General features: G+C 57.7%; 20 protein-coding genes. 12 read left to right on the plus strand and 8 right to left on the minus strand.

From position 1 onward, the window contains the following. Positions 1 to 229: 229 nt before the first annotated feature. The 4 genes from FFH90_RS10695 to FFH90_RS10710 all read left to right on the plus strand — a co-directional run bounded on the left by FFH90_RS10695 (position 230) and on the right by FFH90_RS10710 (position 4,195). Positions 230 to 1,261 (plus strand): lysozyme inhibitor LprI family protein, encoded by a 1,032-nt coding sequence (locus tag FFH90_RS10695; RefSeq protein WP_018928251.1) that lies wholly within the window; start codon positions 230 to 232, stop codon positions 1,259 to 1,261. Positions 1,262 to 1,483: 222 nt separating this feature from the next. Next, entirely contained in the window at positions 1,484 to 2,896 is a 1,413-nt protein-coding gene (locus FFH90_RS10700) for a cytosine permease (protein ID WP_086945331.1), read from the plus strand. 168 nt (positions 2,897 to 3,064) lie between these two features. Beyond that, entirely contained in the window at positions 3,065 to 3,718 is a 654-nt protein-coding gene (locus FFH90_RS10705; RefSeq protein ID WP_018928249.1) for a peroxiredoxin, read from the plus strand. Between the two features lie 24 nt (positions 3,719 to 3,742). After that, positions 3,743 to 4,195: an N-acetyltransferase gene (locus FFH90_RS10710; RefSeq protein WP_138867134.1), complete on the plus strand. Its 453-nt coding sequence runs from the start codon at positions 3,743 to 3,745 to the stop codon at positions 4,193 to 4,195. A gap of 57 nt (positions 4,196 to 4,252) precedes the next feature. Here the strand turns inward: FFH90_RS10710 and FFH90_RS10715 are convergent, their stop codons facing one another. Next, positions 4,253 to 5,113 (minus strand): CAP domain-containing protein, encoded by an 861-nt coding sequence (locus FFH90_RS10715; RefSeq protein ID WP_018928247.1) that lies wholly within the window; start codon positions 5,111 to 5,113, stop codon positions 4,253 to 4,255. 248 nt (positions 5,114 to 5,361) lie between these two features. On the opposite strand from FFH90_RS10715, the gene FFH90_RS10720 reads away from it, so the two are divergent. The 3 genes from FFH90_RS10720 to FFH90_RS10730 all read left to right on the plus strand — a co-directional run bounded on the left by FFH90_RS10720 (position 5,362) and on the right by FFH90_RS10730 (position 7,637). Next, the gene (locus FFH90_RS10720) at positions 5,362 to 6,174 is read left to right on the plus strand and encodes an AraC family transcriptional regulator (RefSeq protein ID WP_138867135.1); all 813 of its coding nucleotides are present in this window, start codon (positions 5,362 to 5,364) and stop codon (positions 6,172 to 6,174) included. Positions 6,175 to 6,270: 96 nt separating this feature from the next. After that, positions 6,271 to 6,645 carry a cupin domain-containing protein gene (locus FFH90_RS10725; RefSeq protein ID WP_064616884.1) on the plus strand — a complete coding sequence of 125 codons (375 nt, stop codon included), beginning with the start codon at positions 6,271 to 6,273 and terminating at the stop codon, positions 6,643 to 6,645. Between the two features lie 170 nt (positions 6,646 to 6,815). Beyond that, the gene (locus FFH90_RS10730; protein ID WP_018928244.1) at positions 6,816 to 7,637 is read left to right on the plus strand and encodes a MinD/ParA family protein; all 822 of its coding nucleotides are present in this window, start codon (positions 6,816 to 6,818) and stop codon (positions 7,635 to 7,637) included. A gap of 48 nt (positions 7,638 to 7,685) precedes the next feature. On the opposite strand, the gene FFH90_RS10735 is transcribed toward FFH90_RS10730, so the two are convergent. Together FFH90_RS10735 and FFH90_RS10740 are read right to left on the minus strand one after the other, a co-directional pair. After that, positions 7,686 to 8,171 (minus strand): adenosine-specific kinase, encoded by a 486-nt coding sequence (locus tag FFH90_RS10735; protein WP_018928243.1) that lies wholly within the window; start codon positions 8,169 to 8,171, stop codon positions 7,686 to 7,688. Between the two features lie 330 nt (positions 8,172 to 8,501). Next, the gene (locus FFH90_RS10740; protein ID WP_138867136.1) at positions 8,502 to 9,065 is read right to left on the minus strand and encodes a histidine phosphatase family protein; all 564 of its coding nucleotides are present in this window, start codon (positions 9,063 to 9,065) and stop codon (positions 8,502 to 8,504) included. Positions 9,066 to 9,229: 164 nt separating this feature from the next. Between FFH90_RS10740 and FFH90_RS10745 the strand changes: the two genes are divergently transcribed. Next, a complete protein-coding gene (locus FFH90_RS10745) occupies positions 9,230 to 9,631 on the plus strand; it encodes a DUF1801 domain-containing protein (RefSeq protein WP_138867137.1) in 402 nt (133 codons plus the stop codon). A 6-nt stretch (positions 9,632 to 9,637) separates the two neighbouring features. Here FFH90_RS10745 and FFH90_RS10750 read toward each other — a convergent pair whose 3' ends face one another. Then, on the minus strand, positions 9,638 to 10,561 hold the full coding sequence (locus FFH90_RS10750) for a LysR family transcriptional regulator (protein ID WP_019649489.1): 924 nt from the start codon (positions 10,559 to 10,561) through the stop codon (positions 9,638 to 9,640). A 137-nt stretch (positions 10,562 to 10,698) separates the two neighbouring features. Here FFH90_RS10750 and FFH90_RS10755 point away from each other — a divergent pair, with 137 nt between their 5' ends. Next, the gene (locus tag FFH90_RS10755; protein ID WP_111453716.1) at positions 10,699 to 11,754 is read left to right on the plus strand and encodes a tartrate dehydrogenase; all 1,056 of its coding nucleotides are present in this window, start codon (positions 10,699 to 10,701) and stop codon (positions 11,752 to 11,754) included. A gap of 107 nt (positions 11,755 to 11,861) precedes the next feature. Next, positions 11,862 to 13,238 carry a dicarboxylate/amino acid:cation symporter gene (locus FFH90_RS10760; protein WP_138867138.1) on the plus strand — a complete coding sequence of 459 codons (1,377 nt, stop codon included), beginning with the start codon at positions 11,862 to 11,864 and terminating at the stop codon, positions 13,236 to 13,238. Positions 13,239 to 13,386: 148 nt separating this feature from the next. Here the strand turns inward: FFH90_RS10760 and FFH90_RS10765 are convergent, their stop codons facing one another. Continuing rightward, the gene (locus tag FFH90_RS10765; protein ID WP_138867139.1) at positions 13,387 to 13,854 is read right to left on the minus strand and encodes a GNAT family N-acetyltransferase; all 468 of its coding nucleotides are present in this window, start codon (positions 13,852 to 13,854) and stop codon (positions 13,387 to 13,389) included. A gap of 188 nt (positions 13,855 to 14,042) precedes the next feature. On the opposite strand from FFH90_RS10765, the gene FFH90_RS10770 reads away from it, so the two are divergent. Then, the gene (locus tag FFH90_RS10770) at positions 14,043 to 14,432 is read left to right on the plus strand and encodes a cytochrome c family protein (RefSeq protein ID WP_138867140.1); all 390 of its coding nucleotides are present in this window, start codon (positions 14,043 to 14,045) and stop codon (positions 14,430 to 14,432) included. Between the two features lie 117 nt (positions 14,433 to 14,549). Further along, entirely contained in the window at positions 14,550 to 14,885 is a 336-nt protein-coding gene (locus tag FFH90_RS10775; protein WP_018928235.1) for a hypothetical protein, read from the plus strand. Between the two features lie 263 nt (positions 14,886 to 15,148). On the opposite strand, the gene FFH90_RS10780 is transcribed toward FFH90_RS10775, so the two are convergent. The 3 genes from FFH90_RS10780 to FFH90_RS10790 form a co-directional block, all read right to left on the minus strand. Beyond that, positions 15,149 to 15,454 carry a hypothetical protein gene (locus FFH90_RS10780; RefSeq protein WP_018928234.1) on the minus strand — a complete coding sequence of 102 codons (306 nt, stop codon included), beginning with the start codon at positions 15,452 to 15,454 and terminating at the stop codon, positions 15,149 to 15,151. 295 nt (positions 15,455 to 15,749) lie between these two features. Beyond that, positions 15,750 to 16,190, minus strand: coding sequence for a phage infection protein (locus FFH90_RS10785; protein ID WP_138867141.1), 441 nt, complete (start codon positions 16,188 to 16,190; stop codon positions 15,750 to 15,752). Positions 16,191 to 16,402: 212 nt separating this feature from the next. After that, positions 16,403 to 16,942, minus strand: coding sequence for a hypothetical protein (locus tag FFH90_RS10790; RefSeq protein WP_178114247.1), 540 nt, complete (start codon positions 16,940 to 16,942; stop codon positions 16,403 to 16,405). Positions 16,943 to 17,000 lie beyond the last annotated feature (58 nt).

Genomic DNA, 17,000 nt, shown 5'->3' on the forward strand with positions numbered 1-17,000 from the left:
TTTCCCTCTCGCTTCAAATGAAACGGGCGCCGATCATGGCGCCCGTTTTTTGTTCAATCCGTCTGTAGCCGCCGCACCACTGCCTGAAAACGCTCCGACGCAATCCAGTCCGGATCCGCGTGCTCCTTTACGCTTCCTGCTGGATTTGTGGCGAGCGAGCCATACCAAAACAAGCGCCTTTTCACATTTGTCTCGGCATACTGGCGCGCTCAAAGAATGGAATCTGCCCATGCCCCCGACCTTGTTCTGCTCTAACGCTCGCCGCGCTTTACTGCTGGGGTTTCTCGCATTCTCTGCCGCAGCCCATGCCAGTAGCTTCGATTGCACCAGCGCCGCCAGCTCCAGTGAAAAAGCCATTTGCGCCGACGCTTACACGTCGAAGCTGGACCAAAAACTGGGAGCGGTCTGGCGCTCGACGCTGGAAAAAGTCACCGCCCCTAAAGCGTTAAAAGCAGACCAGCGTCAGTGGTTGAAACAACGTAACCGCTGCGCAGACCAAATCGATTGCCTGCGCCAACAGTACTTGATGCGCATCACTGAACTCGAACACGCGGCCATTCCGTTTACCTGGGACGCGACTTGGCAGCGCATTCCCTGGGGCGTTTCGACGGGAGCTGAGTTGAAGACAAAGCGTCGGGATTCGACTCATCTCGTCTTCGAAGTTTCTGCCGCGAGCGGCGCCAACTCTGGCGACCTGGATGGCGTCGCCAAACTGGATGGCACTCAGGCGCATTACGTCGAAGGTGCATGCGCGTTGACCTTCCAAGCCATCAACGGCGTGCTTGATGTCACCCAGGACGGCGCCGATGCCGATTGTGGTGCGGGCATGGGCGTGTTCTATGCCGGGCGCTATGTCGCGTCGGAACAGCCCTTGGCTCTGGACAACGATTTGCTGAGTCTGGGGTTGGCGCGTACACAGCAAGAAGACGATGCATTGCGGCAATTGCTCAAGGACGATTACCAGACGCTGGTGGACAGCAGCAGTTCCAGGCTGATCGGCGATGAGTCGAATGACCTGCCGGGCGCCGAAGTGACTGAAATGTGGGTACGCGGGCTGGGCAATACCAACGCCGCCATCCTCATGCGTACAGCGGACGTTCGATTTTGGCTAGTGCTGCTGGTGTTCGATGAGCAGAACAATTCCCGAGCCCGTTACTACACCAACGCGTCGGATTGGAAAGGCCGCTTACCCGATGTGCTGCAGCATTGGTATGACGAGCGAACGAAAGGGCAGGTGATGCCGTTGGATCTGATGCCTTAATGCAATCTCGTTGGCGACCGCGCTAATGCGACGCTGACGAGTAGTTATGTCTAGACTCGGTTGTTGGCTCGATAGAAGTGGGCGGTAACGGAACAACAGAAATAAAAGCACGCCCTAATGCCGGTAAGTTAAGAAATTTGAGCGACGAAAGCCTCGCTCCCACAGGTTCTGCACTTTGGCTCACTGGCATTAGCGTCTACCTCAATAAGAAGAGAACACAAAATGACCAAGGTCAGCGATACCCAGCAGCGAAGTCCCCTGATCGAGACTCGTTCGATCGATTACATCCCGGAAGCCGAGCGTCATGGCAGCCTCTACAGCCAGTTCACCCTGTGGCTCGGCGCCAATCTGCAGATCACGGCGATTGTGACCGGCGCGCTGGCCGTGGTGCTGGGTGGCGATGTGTTCTGGTCACTCATTGGTTTGCTGGTCGGCCAGTTGCTCGGCGGCGCGGTGGTGGCGCTGCACGCTGCACAAGGACCTAAGCTCGGGCTGCCGCAGATGATCTCCAGTCGCGTGCAGTTCGGGGTCTATGGGGCGGCGATTCCGATTGTGCTGGTGTGCCTGATGTACCTCGGCTTCAGCGCCACCGGCGCGGTACTGTCGGGGCAGGCGATTGCCCAGTTGGTCCATGTCAGCGACAGCGCCGGCATCCTGATTTTCGCCTCCTGCATCGCGTTTCTGACCCTCTTCGGTTATCGGGTTATCCACTTGGTGGGCAGGGTGGCGAGCGTGCTGGGCATCATCGCCTTCGTCTATCTGTTTACCCGGTTGATGACGCTCAACGATATCGGTCTGTTGCTGGAAAACCGCCATTTCGGCTGGAGTACTTTCTTGCTGGCGGTGTCTCTTTCCGCATCCTGGCAGATCGCGTTCGGCCCTTATGTGGCCGACTACTCACGCTACCTGCCGAGCAAGACCTCGTCCTGGAAGACGTTCACCGCCGTCGGCCTGGGGACGGTGGTGGGGGCCCAGGCTTCCATGGTGCTGGGAGTGTTCGCCGCTGCGTTGGCGGGCGCAAATTTTCGTGGACATGAGGTCGCCACCATCGTCGGGTTGGGCAGTACCGGGGTGATGGCCTCCCTGCTGTACTTGAGCGTGGTGTTCGGCAAGGTCACGGTGTCGACCCTCAACGCTTATGGCAGCTTCATGTGCGTGGCCACCATCATCAGTGGCTTTCGTCGTGGCTTCGAAATATCCGCCGGTAAACGCATGCTGTTTGTGCTGGTGATTGTCGGCGCGTCCACCACGCTGGCGCTGCTGGGGCAGTACTCGTTCCTGAGCACGTTCAAGTACTTCATCCTCTTCCTGCTGACGTTCTTCACGCCGTGGAGCGCGATCAACCTGGTGGATTACTACTTCATCAACAAGGAGCGCTATGACATCCCGGCGTTGTCCGACCCGGCGGGGCGTTATGGCCGTTGGAATGTGTTGGGGATCAGCGTGTATGTGCTCGGTGTGTTGGTCCAGCTGCCTTTTGTCGACACTCACTTCTACTCCGGACCAATGGTCGCGCAGCTCGGTGGTGTCGATATTTCCTGGATCGTCGGGCTGGTGGTGCCGGGCATGCTCTATTACTGGCTGGCCAGGACATCTGCGCTTGCGGTGTCGGTCGAGCGCAGTTCGCAGGCTTGAATGCCCGGTCATCAAAGGGGGCAGGGCGGGCGCGCGGCTAACTACCGGGTCCTCGAGCGTCTCCTATACTGATCCGCGTTGACGATTTAACACAGACACCGAATGCCGCCGGAACAGCAGCCAGCGCTCCGGCGACTTCCCTACGACTCAACAGTAAGGAGAACGAACATGGCAATCCGTATTGGCGACGAAGCACCGGACTTTACCGCTGAAAGCACCGAAGGCCCGCTGCATTTCCATGAGTGGATCGGTGACAAGTGGGCGATTCTGTTCTCGCACCCCAAGGATTTCACCCCGGTGTGCACCACTGAACTTGGCTATATGGCGGGGCTCAAGCCGGAGTTCGATAAGCGCAACACCAAAATCGTCGGGCTCAGTGTCGACCCTGTCAGTAACCATAAGACCTGGGCCAAAGACATCGAAGAGACCCAGGGGCATGCGGTCAACTATCCCATGATCGGCGACGAGAACCTGGTGGTGGCGAAGCTCTACGACATGATTCATCCGAATGCCAGTGGCGGCGCACGGACTGCCGTGGACAACGCCACGGTGCGTTCGGTGTTCATTATCGGCCCGGACAAAAAGGTCAAGGCGATGCTGATCTACCCGATGAGTGCCGGGCGCAACTTCGATGAGGTGCTGCGTCTGCTCGACTCTCTGCAACTGAATGCCAAGCACACCGTTGCCACGCCGGTGAACTGGCGTCCGGGCGAGGACGTCATCATTCCCACTTCGGTCTCCGATGAGGATGCCAGGAAGAAATACCCGGATGGCTTCAAGACGCTGAAACCTTATTTGCGCACCGTGGCGCAACCGAAGTAACTCATCCGTTCGGAGACCATCCACATGGCCGTCCAGGTCCTGCGCGTTGATGCAACCCACATCGATAAAGTCGCCAGCCTCTTCGACGCCTATCGAGGCTTTTACGGCCAGCCCTCGAACCTGATGCAGTCTCGCGCTTTCATCGCAGAGCGCATCGCCAGGGACGAATCGGTGATTTTCTTCGCCGAGGACTCCACGGGCGAAGCGCTCGGCTTTGTCCAGTTGTACCCGACGTTCTCCTCCATCGACGCCCACCGCACCTGGCTGCTCAACGACCTCTTCACCGCACCTGCCGCCCGCGGCAGAGGGGTAGGGACGTTGCTGATGAACACCGCCCGAGCCTTTGCGCTGTTGACCGGTGCCAAGGGCATGGTGCTGGAAACGGCCACGGACAATCACCTCGCGCAACGGTTGTATGAATCATTGGGCTATGTGCGTGATACGGGTTACTACACCTATTGCCTCGACTTGAAGTAGGCGCAAACTTGTGACCCCAGCGCCAGCCATTTTTTATGGACGGTTCGAAACCCTCACTCAAGGCGCGCCAAACAGCATCGTCCAATAAACCCCTTTGTTGCTGCGCGAATCGCTGGCGTACGCCGCGCCGACCTGGGTAAACATCGGGTTCATCAGGTTGGCGCAATGCCCGGGGCTGGCCAGCCAGCCGGACATCGCCTGGCTGGGCGAGCCTTGCCCGGCGGCGATGTTCTCGCCGATCTGCCGGCCGCGGTAACCGGCGGCTCTGGCGCGATCCGCCGGCATATCACCGTCGGGGTCCTGATGGGCGAAGTAGTTGCCGTAGGCCATTGCCTTGCTGTGCCCTTGCGCGGCGGCGCCCAGGGCGGCGTTCCAGGTTAATGGCCGTGCGGCGGCGAAGCGTTGGCGCCCACACATGCGTGGCCTGGCTCTTGCCGCGTTGACCTGCGCCAGCAACGTCTTGCCCGCAGCGCGCGAATCGCCGATACGCCCGTCGAGCACCGGTTGCGCCAGCACCACCCGCCATTCGCTGCGGGCACGAGTGACACCGATGTCGGCGTATTGGGTATCGAGCAGCGCCCCACAGTAGTCGCTCTGGAGCATGTCGAACGCCTCATCGGCATCTTGCGCGCCGACCAGGCGGATGGTCCGTACCGTTACAGCCTGATAGCCGTTAGCCTTCAACCCCTCCCGCAAACCACCGCCATAGCCGATCGGCAAGGACAAGTCCGATTTCAGCGCCAGTGGCCGTAACGGCCTGACCGCACGCCCCGCGCAGCGGTCGGGATCGGCGCGGTAATCGTTGATGACTTCCACCAGTTGCCGTTCCCCGCTGGCATGGGCGGGGCTGGCGAACAGCGGAAACAAAGGCATCAGGCACAGCGAAATAAAGCGGCAGCAGCGGACAGTCGGGCGCATGAACAGACAGCTCTGATGAGTTGACGACGATAAGGGTGGGATAAAGATGAGCAATAACCGCATGAGCGCTTCATTGGGCGAGCGTCTTTTACGGCACGGCTATGACTGCGGGTCTCAAAACTGGTTCACGAGGGGAACAGACAAATTTGACGGCTACGCTGAGAGGGCCGATTCAGGCGGGTCACGAGCCTGGGACAGCAGACGCTCGCACTGGTAACGTACTGACATCATTCGAGTGGTACAGGGACATGACTAAGACCAAGGGCAACAAGGATTGGGTCAAGCGCTCGGCGCAGCCGTTGAAGATGGAGCGCATCGAAGCCTTTTTTGGCGGCCATGGCTTTACGCCGCATCGCCACGATACTTACGCCATCGGGCGAACGCTGTCGGGTGTACAAAGTTTCCAGTACCGCAAATCCCAGCGCCACAGCCTGCCCGGTAAAACCATCGTCTTGCACCCGGACGAGGTGCATGACGGTGAGGCCGGTACCGAAGCGGGTTTTCATTACCGGATGATCTACATCGAACCTGCCCTGATTCAGCAGGTGCTGGGCGGCAAGCCGTTGCCATTTATCGAGGGTGGCTTATCGAGCGACCCACGGCTGGGTGCCGCAACCCAGGTACTGCTGCAAAACCTCGACGCTTGCATCGAACCCCTGGAAGAAGACGATGCCATTTACGATCTCGCGCAGGCGCTGGATACGCTCTCTGGTCAGCGTGGGCGGCGCAAGTCATTTGATTTTGCAGCGGCCGAGCGCGCGCGTGCGCTGATTCATGACTCGCTGGATCGAGTCATTACCCTGGATGAGTTATCCCAAGCGAGTGGTCGAGACCGGTGGAGCCTGAGCCGTGATTTTCGGGCGCTGTACGGCACAAGCCCCTATCGGTACATGACTCAGCGCCGGCTCGACCTGGCAAGAGCATTGATGGTTGGGGGCCGCTCGATGGCAGAGGCGGCCGTATGCGCAGGTTTTTTCGACCAAAGCCACATGACGCGTCAATTCGTCCAGACCTACGGCGTCTCCCCCGGCCGGTGGCTGAAGAGGTTGGGCCTTGATTGAGCAGGGTCCCGGCCAACTTGCACAATCATGCAATACGCAGCGTTAGGTCATCCCTAGAGTCAGGGCTCGATATCTTGTCCAATGAGGGTGACTTAAATGAATTCCCAGGCCTGCACCGCGATTAACTTTGCCGAAAAATATGCCTTGTTCAGCGAGCAATGGGCGCCAAAGGTGATTGCCGAAATGAACGACTATCAGTTCAAGGTGGTGAAAATCGAAGGCGACTTTGTCTGGCATTCCCATGCCGATACCGATGAAGCCTTCATCGTCCTTGAAGGCGAGCTTCGCATCGATCTTCGGGAGCGGGCCGTCGTGGTTGGGCGGGGAGAAATGTACGTCGTCCCCAAGGGCGTCGAACACAAGCCTTATGCAGAACGCGAGGTGAAACTGTTGCTGATCGAGCCGCGAGGTGTGCTGAATACCGGTGATCAAGCCGGGGAAAGAACCGCAATGAATGATGTGTGGATCTAGACGTTTTGGTGGTTTTTGCCGGCCTTTTCGTTGAAACGATTCGATGGAGGCCGGCAAAATGCCTCTCGTCGGGAGATAAAGCAGCTATTGCGCGCTTTTCAGCTATTCTTGCGGCATCTGGAGGGTGCCATTACGTGCTGGCACACGATGCGCAGGGAAGGGAAAGACAAATGGATGATGTGCATTGCGTGCAAGTTATCGCTGTGACTGGCGGTAAAGGGGGCGTGGGCAAGACAACGGTAGCGGTTAACCTCTCGTTGGCGTTGGCAAAAATGGGGCGGCGCGTCGTATTGCTGGATGCCGATCTTGGCCTGGCGAATATCGATATTCTGCTGGGGCTGACTCCGCGCTACACACTGGCCGATGTTCTCGAAGGGCGTTGCGAGCTGTCCGAGGCACTCATGCCTGGGCCTGGAGGCATTCGTGTGGCCCCGGCCTCTTCTGGTTTGCAGAACATGACTCATCTGGAGCCTGCGCAATACCGCGCGCTGATCCAGGCCTTTAGCGATATCGGCGACAAACTGGATGTGCTGATCATCGATACGGCCGCCGGTATCGGTGGTTCAGTGATCAATTTCATCCGCGCGTCTCAGGAAGTGCTGGTGGTGGTGTGCGATGAACCCACCTCGATCAGCGGCGCCTATGGGCTGATCAAGTTGCTCAACCTGAACTACGGTCTGCAGCGTTTTCGCGTGCTGGCCAACATGACGGGCAGTCCGGCGGAAGGCCGCAATCTGTTTGCCAAGCTGGAAAAGATTACCGAAATGTTCCTGGATGTCTCGCTGCAATACGTCGGCGCGGTGCCGAACGACGAAAGTGCGCACAAAGCCGTGCAGAAGGGACGCGCAGTGTTTGAAGCCTTTCCGCGTTCCAAGTGCGCTCAAGCTTTCCAGGCCCTTGCTCACAACGTCGACAGCTGGCCATTGCCGACTCATCCGAGAGGGCACGTGGAGTTCTTCGTTGAGCAACTCGTGCATAATTCCGGCAGGTGAGGCTGTCGACGGCGGCAGCCCGTCGTTAGCTCAGCCGCGAAACGTGTTTCACAGCTTGTAGCCAATCTGCCGCAACAAATTCTTGCGCCACAGGATGTCTTCGTCGCCTTCAATGCCATCGGCACAGAAGCCATCCACGACGCCCAGGATCGCGCGTCCCTGCTCCGTCTCGGCAAGAATCACTTCGGTTGGATTGGCTGTTGCACAAAAAATGCGGCACACCTCTGGCACCATTTTGACGGCGTTCAACACGTTCAGCGGATAGAAACCGTCGCCGAGGAAAATGATGAAGCTATGGCCGGCGGCGATGGCTTGCGCGTTTTTCTGCGCAAGCTCGATCATGGCGGTATTGGTGCCAGACCATCGCACCAGGCATTTGCCGGAGGCTTCACAAAAAGCCACGCCAAACTGGATACCTGGCACGGCGTTTATCAACGCTTCGTGGAGGTCTTCAACGGACTTGATGAAGTGCGTCTGACCAAAGATGAAATTCGTCGCTTCCGGTTTGTCGATTTTCAACGTGATGAGTTGCATCTCAAACGCCTCCTGTCACGATGTCGCGGACCGGCATCGGGCCTCTATTCAAGCCGGGACGATCTCCTGCTCCTCTGGCTGTGTCTCCGGGTGGATGCGAACATCACCCAGTCTCCTCAAGGGATGCCCAGTTTCCAGCTGAACTTCTCGAAATCCCGGGCACTGATTTCGTGCTCGATCTGCAACCGCACGATCATGCGACTCCATTTGGTCAGTAACTTGAGCCGGCTCCTGATTGCAGTCCTTTGCAGAGGAATACAGATAAATATTAGCTCCAATTTGACCACCAGCCAGGGCGCCAGGATTCAGTCTGTGGGCTGTCGTCGTACCTTAACGCGGTTTCATACGATAGGCCGTCGCGCTCCAGTACCGGTTACCATTGCTGGTATGGCGAATCCATCCGGTAGCCTCCAGGTGCTTGGCAATCATTCGATTCATTATTCCATGACCGAGCAGTAAAACAGGCCCTTCGTCGGCAAGGGATTGAAGCCGTTGAGCTGCCGTATTGGCGCGCATTCTGGCCTTACTGGCTGACTCGACCTTCCCCGAGAAACCGCACAACCATAAAACACGAAGAATAAATGCCCACGTAAACGGTGAAAGGCGCGGCAGTGTCCATCGTCCATGGGGCAGTTGCGCTTCGCAGAACATATCATCGACAAGGCCGGCTTGAAGGCCTAGCGCTCGAACCGACGTCAGCGCCCGGGGCGCACTGCTCGACACGATCATTCTGGCGGTACGCGCCAGCGCCACACTCGATTGCGGGGCGGGTTGGTCGATGATTTCTGACAGGTCGTATTGCTCGATCCAGCGTTTCATATCGCGCGCTGAAACTTTGTCTTGCACAGCCAGATCTGGCTGGCCATGACGCATCAAGATGATTTCCTTTTCCACTGTTGTTACGTCCTTGTTTTGCTATTCCGTGAGTGGTTGCACCCATCGGAGATTTGAAGGCAAACGCCCCGTTGTGGGTCAAACTGCAATGCCTGCGTTGTAGTTCTGTCAGCGATACTCCAGAGGCAGGCGAGCGACAATCATTATGAAGAGGGATAACCACCATGAGCAAGGAGACGGCCGGTTCAAAGGACACTGGGGGGCAAGGCTCTGCCTCTGCGCTGATCGAGGCGAAAATCAAGGCACTGGATGATTGGCGGGGCGAGACGCTCGCTCGGGTTCGAGCGCTCATCAAACAGGCCGACCCCGATGTGGTCGAGGAGTTGAAGTGGCGGGGCGTTCCGGTGTGGTCCCATGCCGGCATCATCTGCACCGGCGAGACGTACAAGAATGCCGTGAAGATGACGTTCGCCAAGGGCGCCTCGCTGGAAGACCCTTCAGGACTGTTCAACGCCAGCCTCGATGGCAACACCCGGCGTGCCATCGATATTCATGAGGGCGACCGGATTGATGAAACAGCCTTGAAGGCGCTGATCCGCGCCGCCGTGGCACTCAATCTGTCGTAGCGCCGTTCAGTCGAGCACAGATTCCGGTTCATCCAGGTGATCGATGTGCTTGAAACGCTCGACCAGAAAATCGATCAGGCTGCGCACTCGCGCCGACAGGTGCAACTGTTGCGGGTAGATGGCATAGACATCGGCGCGGGTCGGTGTCTGGTCCTCCAGCACCAGGCGCAAACGGCCACTGCGCACGTAGCGGGCGATGTCCCATTCGGCCCGCAGCAGAATCCCATGACCTTCCAGCGCCCAATTGAGGGCCACTTCACCGTCGTTGCAGCCTAACGCGCCACGCACTTTGACGTTTTGCGTGCGCCCGCCGTTGGTAAAGCTCCATACGCCGTAGGGCGTTTCGTTTTGCCGCAGGAAGATGCAGTTGTGTTGCTGTAAATCCGCCAGGCGTTGCGGCACGCCATGCTTTTCCAGGTACAGCGGTGAGGCGCAGAGCAGGCGGCGATTGGAGGCAATCTTGCGCGCATGAAAGGCCGCGTCCGGCAGCGTGCCAAAACGAATGCCCAGGTCAAACCCGTGAGTTGCCAGGTCGAGCGGGTGATCGCTGATTTCCAGTTGTATTTCCACCTCCGGGTATTGCGCGAAGAACGCGCCCAATGCCGGGCCGATGTAGCGACGACCGAAACCCAAAGACGCGTTGACGCGAATCAGGCCTTTCGGCGTTGCCCGGCTGCTGCTGATGAGCTGCTCGACCTCATCGATCTGCGTCAGGATGCGCGCCGCATGGGAAAAATACAGTTCACCTTCCGAGGTCAGGCTCATCGAGCGCGTGGTGCGGTTGACCAGGCGGATGCCCAGCCGTGCTTCCAGCGCGGTCAGGCGTTTGCTCACCGCCGGCGGGGTCACGCCCAGCTCTCGCGCCGTCGCGGCGAGGCTGCCTTTGTTGGCCAGCAGGTAGAAAAATGACAAATCCAGGGTCTGGCTCATTGGTAACTCAAATTCATCTATGTAGTGATTTGGAGTAACTCACGCTCATTTGCTCACTACATATACTCCGCTCACACCCTGATTGAACACCCCCGTTCGACAGGCACAACAAGAACGTAACGAGAGTGGAGTTGATGATGAGCGCATACAAAATTGCTGCGGTTCCAGGTGATGGCATCGGCGTGGAAGTGATCGCAGCGGGCGTCGAAGTGCTGCAAGCCTTGTCGAAAAAGTCCGGCTTCGAACTGGCCTTCAAACACTTCGACTGGAACTCGGATAACTACCTGAAAAACGGCTACTACATCCCTGAAGGTGGCCTGGAAGAACTGAAAACCTTCGATGCGATTTTCTTCGGCGCGGTCGGTGCGCTCAATGTGCCGGATCACATTTCCCTGTGGGGCCTGCGCCTGCCGATCTGCCAGGGCTTCGACCAGTACGCCAACGTGCGTCCGGCCCGCGTCCTGCCAGGGGTGAAAAGCCCGCTGCATAACGGTGATCAGATCGACTGGGTGGTGGTGCGTGAAAACTCCGAGGGCGAATACTCCGGCAACGGCGGTCGCGTGCACCGGGGCCTGCCGGAAGAAGTCGCCACCGAAGTGTCGGTGTTCACCCGTGCCGGGGTCGAGCGCATTCACCGTTTTGCTTTCGAACTGGCGCGCAGCCGTCCGCGCAAGCACCTGACCATGGTCACCAAATCCAACGCCCAGCGTCACGGCATGGTGTTGTGGGACGAGATCTTCTACGAAGTCGCCAAGGACTTTGCGGACGTGAAGATCGACAAGGAACTGGTCGACGCCGTAACCACGCGCATGGTGCTCAAACCGTCGACGCTGGACGTAATCGTCGCCACCAACCTGCACGCTGACATCCTGTCCGATCTGGCCGCCGCATTGTCCGGCAGCCTGGGCATCGCGCCGACTGCCAATCTCAACCCGTCACGCAAATTCCCCTCGATGTTCGAACCGATCCACGGCTCGGCCTTCGACATCACCGGCAAAGGCGTGGCCAACCCGATCGCCACATTCTGGACCGCGGCAATGATGCTCGAGCACCTGGGCGAAGCGGCCGCGGCGAAACAGCTGATGTCGGCCATCGAAGCCGTGACCGAAAGCGGTTTGCATACCCCGGATCTGGGCGGCACGGCCACCACCCGGCAGATCACCGATGCAGTCATTGCGTTGATCAACCGCTGATATTTCCCACCGATTCAAAGTCGTACTGCGGCACAGCGCCAAGGGGCAGATCGCTGAATCTGACCCTTTGGCATTTCCTGACAACAATAAAAAATCAGGGCCCTGTCATGAAAAGAATATTTGGCAAACTCTACGTACAAGTGCTCATCGCGGTCATCCTCGGTGCCATTGTCGGGGTGTTCATTCCCGAGACTGGAGCTGCGCTCAAACCCTTGGGTGACGCGTTCATCAAGCTGATCAAAATGCTGCTTGCCCCGGTGATTTTCCTCACGGTGGTGACGGGCATTGCACGCATGGAGAACATGAAAGAGTTGGGGCGTGTCGGCTTCCGGGCGCTGCTCTATTTCGAAGTGGTCTCCACACTGGCGCTGGTGGTCGGCCTGGTCGTGGTCGATGTGTTCAAACCCGGCGCGGGCATGAACATCGATGTCGCCTCGCTGGATACGTCCAGCTTGGCGACCTACACCACGGCGGTGAAGCATGCGTCGTTCATGGACTTTGTGATGAACATCATCCCCGACACCATCGTGGATGCCTTCGCCAAAGGCAACGTCCTGCAAATCTTGCTGTTCTCCATTCTGCTGGGCGTTGCCCTGGCGCATGTCGGGCCGCGCGCAAAAGTGTTCGTCGACACGCTGGATAGCCTGATGCAAGGGATGTTTCGTATCGTCAACATGGTCATGCGTCTGGCCCCCGTCGGTGCCTTCGGGGCGATTGCCTTTACCATCGGCAAGTACGGCTTCGGTTCGCTGTTCTCCCTCGGCAAGTTGATGGCGTGCGTGTACCTGACCTGCGCGGTGTTCGTGATCTTCGTGCTCGGGCCGATCTGCCGCTACAGCGGTTTCAGCCTGTGGAAATTTTTGAAGTTCATCAAGGAAGAACTGTTCACCGTACTGGGCACCAGCTCTTCGGAATCGGTGCTGCCGCAGATGATTTCCAAGATGGAAAAGGCCGGCGTTTCCAAACCCGTCGCCGGGATGATCATTCCCTCGGGCTTGACCTTCAACCCGGACGGCCAGGCGATCTACTACACCATCGCCGCGATCTTCATTGCCCAGGCAACCAACACGCCGCTGACCCTCATGGACCAGTTGATCGTGCTGGCGGTGCTGATGTTCACCTCCAAAGGCTCGGCGGGGGTGACCGGTTCGGGGTTCATCATCCTGGCGGCGACGTTGTCGTCCCTCGGCACCATTCCGGTGGCGGGCATGGTGCTGTTGCTGGGGGTGGACCGATTCATGTCGGAAGCACGCGCGATTACCAACACCATTGGCAACGGCGTCGGCACCATGGCCATTGCCAAATGGGTCGGCGCGCTGGACACGGTAAAGATGAACAAGGCGCTGAACGGGGAGGGCGCGGAGGCAAAGCCCGAGGTGGTTCAGGCGGACACTGTTGCTGTTGCGGCATCGACGCCAACCAGCGCGATGGCCTCATCGCGAGCAGGCGCGCTCCCACAAGGGGTGTATGTCGAGTCCAAGTAGCCGGGACCATGCAGCTCAAAAAATGTGGGAGCGGGCTTGATCAGAGGGGCGGTTGGGCAACCAGGCCTTCTTCCCCTCGACCGGTGCAACCGTGCCTTTGGCCTCGCGGAAACATTCGCTCCTGATCGAGGCGGTGTAAAAAACTGCGTCAAGGTGCAGCGCTCGGACGAACATAGTAATTGTCGAACTCGCCGCTTTCGACGAATTGGAAGCCATGACGGATGTAAAACCGATTCGAAGCGCTCTCTTTGAGCGCGCCCACTCTGACAGAGAGCGCGGCGGCATCCGCTTCTTTGAAAATCTGTTCGAGGACAGCAGAGCCTACACCTGTTCCCTGGGCATTCGGTCGCACGTACAAGTGGTCAAGTAGCAGTTCGTTCAGCTGAGGCTTGACCACAATAAAACCGACTCGCTCACCGGCCAGCTCAATGTGACGCGTGTTGCGACAATCAAAACCGTTGATAAAACGCTCACGTGCACGTATCGGATCAAATCGCCCAATCCGTTCAAGACTTTCGCGCATGGCCTCAATTCGAATGGCCACAAGATTGTCCAGGTCGGCGGGGTGAGCCGGAACCAACATTACTAGAGGACTTTCAACAGGTATGACGGACATCGTTTGCACTCTAATTATCATCACGGGGAGCCAGCGCCAGTACGATGGATTTCATTCTGGCTCTCCTGCAGCGGCGTTAATGGAGCAAAGAGAGTTATAGATTAGCTTCAAGGCTTCGATGTGGGCGCCAGTCATGATGAAATAGCCGCCCGCTTTTGCTGTCAGCAACGCCTGATTTGGAGCCGAACATGAAAAACGCCGTCGTACTCGCCTTGGCCTTGATGCTCAACATGGGGTTGTTCAGTACGCAAGCAGTAGCGGCTGGCGATGCTGAGGCGGGCGAGAAACTGTTCAAGCGAATCTGCGGCGGCTGCCATCAGGTAGGGAGTTCAGCGCGAGGTTTTTTTGGTCCGCAACTCAATGCGATTTTCGGGCGCCCTGCGGGCAGCACGGCGGACTACCAGTACTCAGACGCGATGAAATCATCAGGCGTCGTCTGGACCCGCGAAACTCTCACCGCCTACATCGAAGCGCCAAAAACAGTGGTCCCCGGCACCCGCATGATTTTCTGGGGCCTCAGCGATCCGGAAAAGATCGAAAACCTGTTGGCCTATCTGCAGACGTTTCAGCCGCAATGATCGGTGCCTCATCGATCCGCTTTTTTCAGTGTTGAGTGATATCAATGGGCCACTTCATCCGTTAGAGTATGCGCCGCCCGAGAGATGGATCCCGGGTATTTCTAATGGAGTGACACAGTGAATTACCTCAGCAAAGCGGTTGCCGTAGCCCTGTTTGGCCTGGTTCTGGCGGGTTGCACCGGCACCCCGATGAAGACCCAGCAATACGACAGCAGCCAGTACACCGTTGTCGGCCACAGTGAAGCGACCGCCACTGGCCTGCTGCTGTTCGGCGTCATCCCGATCCAGCAGAACAACCGCTTCATCCGCGCTCAGGACGCGGCCATCAAAGCCAAGGGCGGCGATGCCATGATCAACACCCAAGTGCAGGAAAACTGGTTCTGGGCTTGGGTCCTGACCGGCTACACCACCAAAATCTCCGGTGATGTGGTCAAGCTGAAAACCGTTCAGTAAGTGCAGTGCGCCTTCAGTCATTTCAGCTGCGGCGCATTCCTTGTAGCAGCTGCCGAGCTCGCGAGGCTGCGTTCGGCTGCGAAGCAGTCGTGAATCCGACTGACGCGGTCTGCCTGATGCACCGCAAGTTCTGATCTTACGACTGCTGTGCAGCCGAACGCAGCCTCGCGAGCTCGGCAGCTGCTACAGATCGCATTACGGCTTAGGACATCGACCGGGGTGAGGCACATCCAGATGCCATCACCCGGCTCATTGATCGAACCTCACGCCCACGCTTTTCCGAGTTCCTCCAGACCGGCGTTTTGCAGGTCCTGCGGGTTCATGACCACACGGAATTTGCAGTTGGCCTGGAAGTTGAGGAAGAAGGGTTCCGCATATCCGGGTATTTCGGAGGGATCCACGATATCGATCAAAAAAATCCCATTTCGCATGCCATCTTGCTCAGTGAAATAAGTCGCCTCGGGCTTAATGGTGTCCAGGATACGGTTCATGATTTCGCCGACCTTCCCCGACCTGACAAACGCGTTGAAAGGCTCATGGGGAAACTCGACCATCAGTAGCATTTTCATTATTTGATACTCAGTTTGAAGTGGTGCACTCCTTACCCGGATCCTTACTCCTGGTTTTGGTGCCGCAAGCCGTGCCCGCGGTGTGTGTGGTTAAGAATAGCGAAGGGTGAGAGGGCGTCGGGGCGGGGTTACGGACGGTCGTTGTTGATGATTCAGCGCGGGCGCTAATTCGCTGAAACCCGCATCTATACTGCTTCGGGCGAGCATCGATGTAGTCGGGTACTAAAAAAAGCATGAAAAAACCCGGCTGATGAGGCCGGGTTCTTTGGTCGAGTGTTGCGGTAAAGCCACTCATTCATGCTGCACGGTTTTCGATCAGACGATCCGAACCACCTTCAGCGACGCGGTTTTCGATCAGACGATCCGAACCACCTTCAGCGACGCGGTTTTCGATCAGACGATCCGAGCCACCTTCAGCCACACGGCTTTCAATCAGGCGATCCGAACCACCTTCAGCGACGCGGTTTTCGATCAAACGATCCGAGCCGCCTTCAGCGACGCGATTCTCGATCAGACGATCCGAACCACCTTCAGCGACGCGGTTTTCGATCAGACGATCCGAGCCGCCTTCAGCGACGCGATTCTCGATCAGACGATCCGAACCACCTTCAGCGACGCGGCTTTCAATCAGGCGATCCGAGCCGCCTTCAGCGACGACCGGGTGAGCAGGGGAAGCGGCGAAAGCGTTTACTGCAAAAACCGAGAAAGCGATGCTGAGAAGGGTTTGGCGTTTCATGATGGTGTGCTCCGGGGTGTTATTGGTTGGGTATGGAGCGGATGTTACGCCGGGGATTTTTTATGAGAACTTCATTGACGTGATGGTGACTATCGACGTCAACAATGGTTGAAACGTGGTGGACAACCCCAGCCAATCTGGCGGTGCTGGGAGTGATGCTCTATGCCGCGACAGCCAGGCTGACAACGGCGGTCAGCGGTGTAAAGAACCACTTACTTCAGCGTGAATGTTGCTTTGAGCGGCATGACTACCTTGCGCAAGTTGTCTTTGAGGGTGATTTCCAGCGTCCAGACGCCTACGGGATCGTCAGGCTCACCGATGAAACCGATCACGGGGGCGGCGAGATACATGTTGTTCGGATCCCCTTTAAGACGCCCTTGAAAACAAACGGCATCTCGCTGATTGATCGATTCTGTACCGTTCGGCCTTGTGGCTTTCAAATCGCACGTGATGTTGGCTTCGTGATTGGCATTGAGCTTCGGGTTTGCAAAAAACGTAAGCGCGAAGATCCTTTCACCTCGGGTGACTATTTTGGCTTCGGTAAATACTGGAGTGGTTTCGGCCGGTGTATTCCACTTTTTCTCCCAATCGGGATCGGAAGTGATGAATAGCGAGCCACCAAACTCCCCGATGGTTCGTCTTGATTCAGAGTCCGGGATTGGATTGCCGTTTGAATCCTTCCAGTAGCCGGCCTGTGCACTGGTCCATGAAAGAGAAATCGCGATGAAAGCGGTGAGCAATCGACGGTTCATGAACGACTCACTCTCAATAGACGATGGAAATGGCGTAATGCCTATGTGAAATGCCTTG

The organism is Pseudomonas sp. ATCC 43928 (assembly GCF_005938665.2).
Lineage (GTDB): Bacteria > Pseudomonadota > Gammaproteobacteria > Pseudomonadales > Pseudomonadaceae > Aquipseudomonas.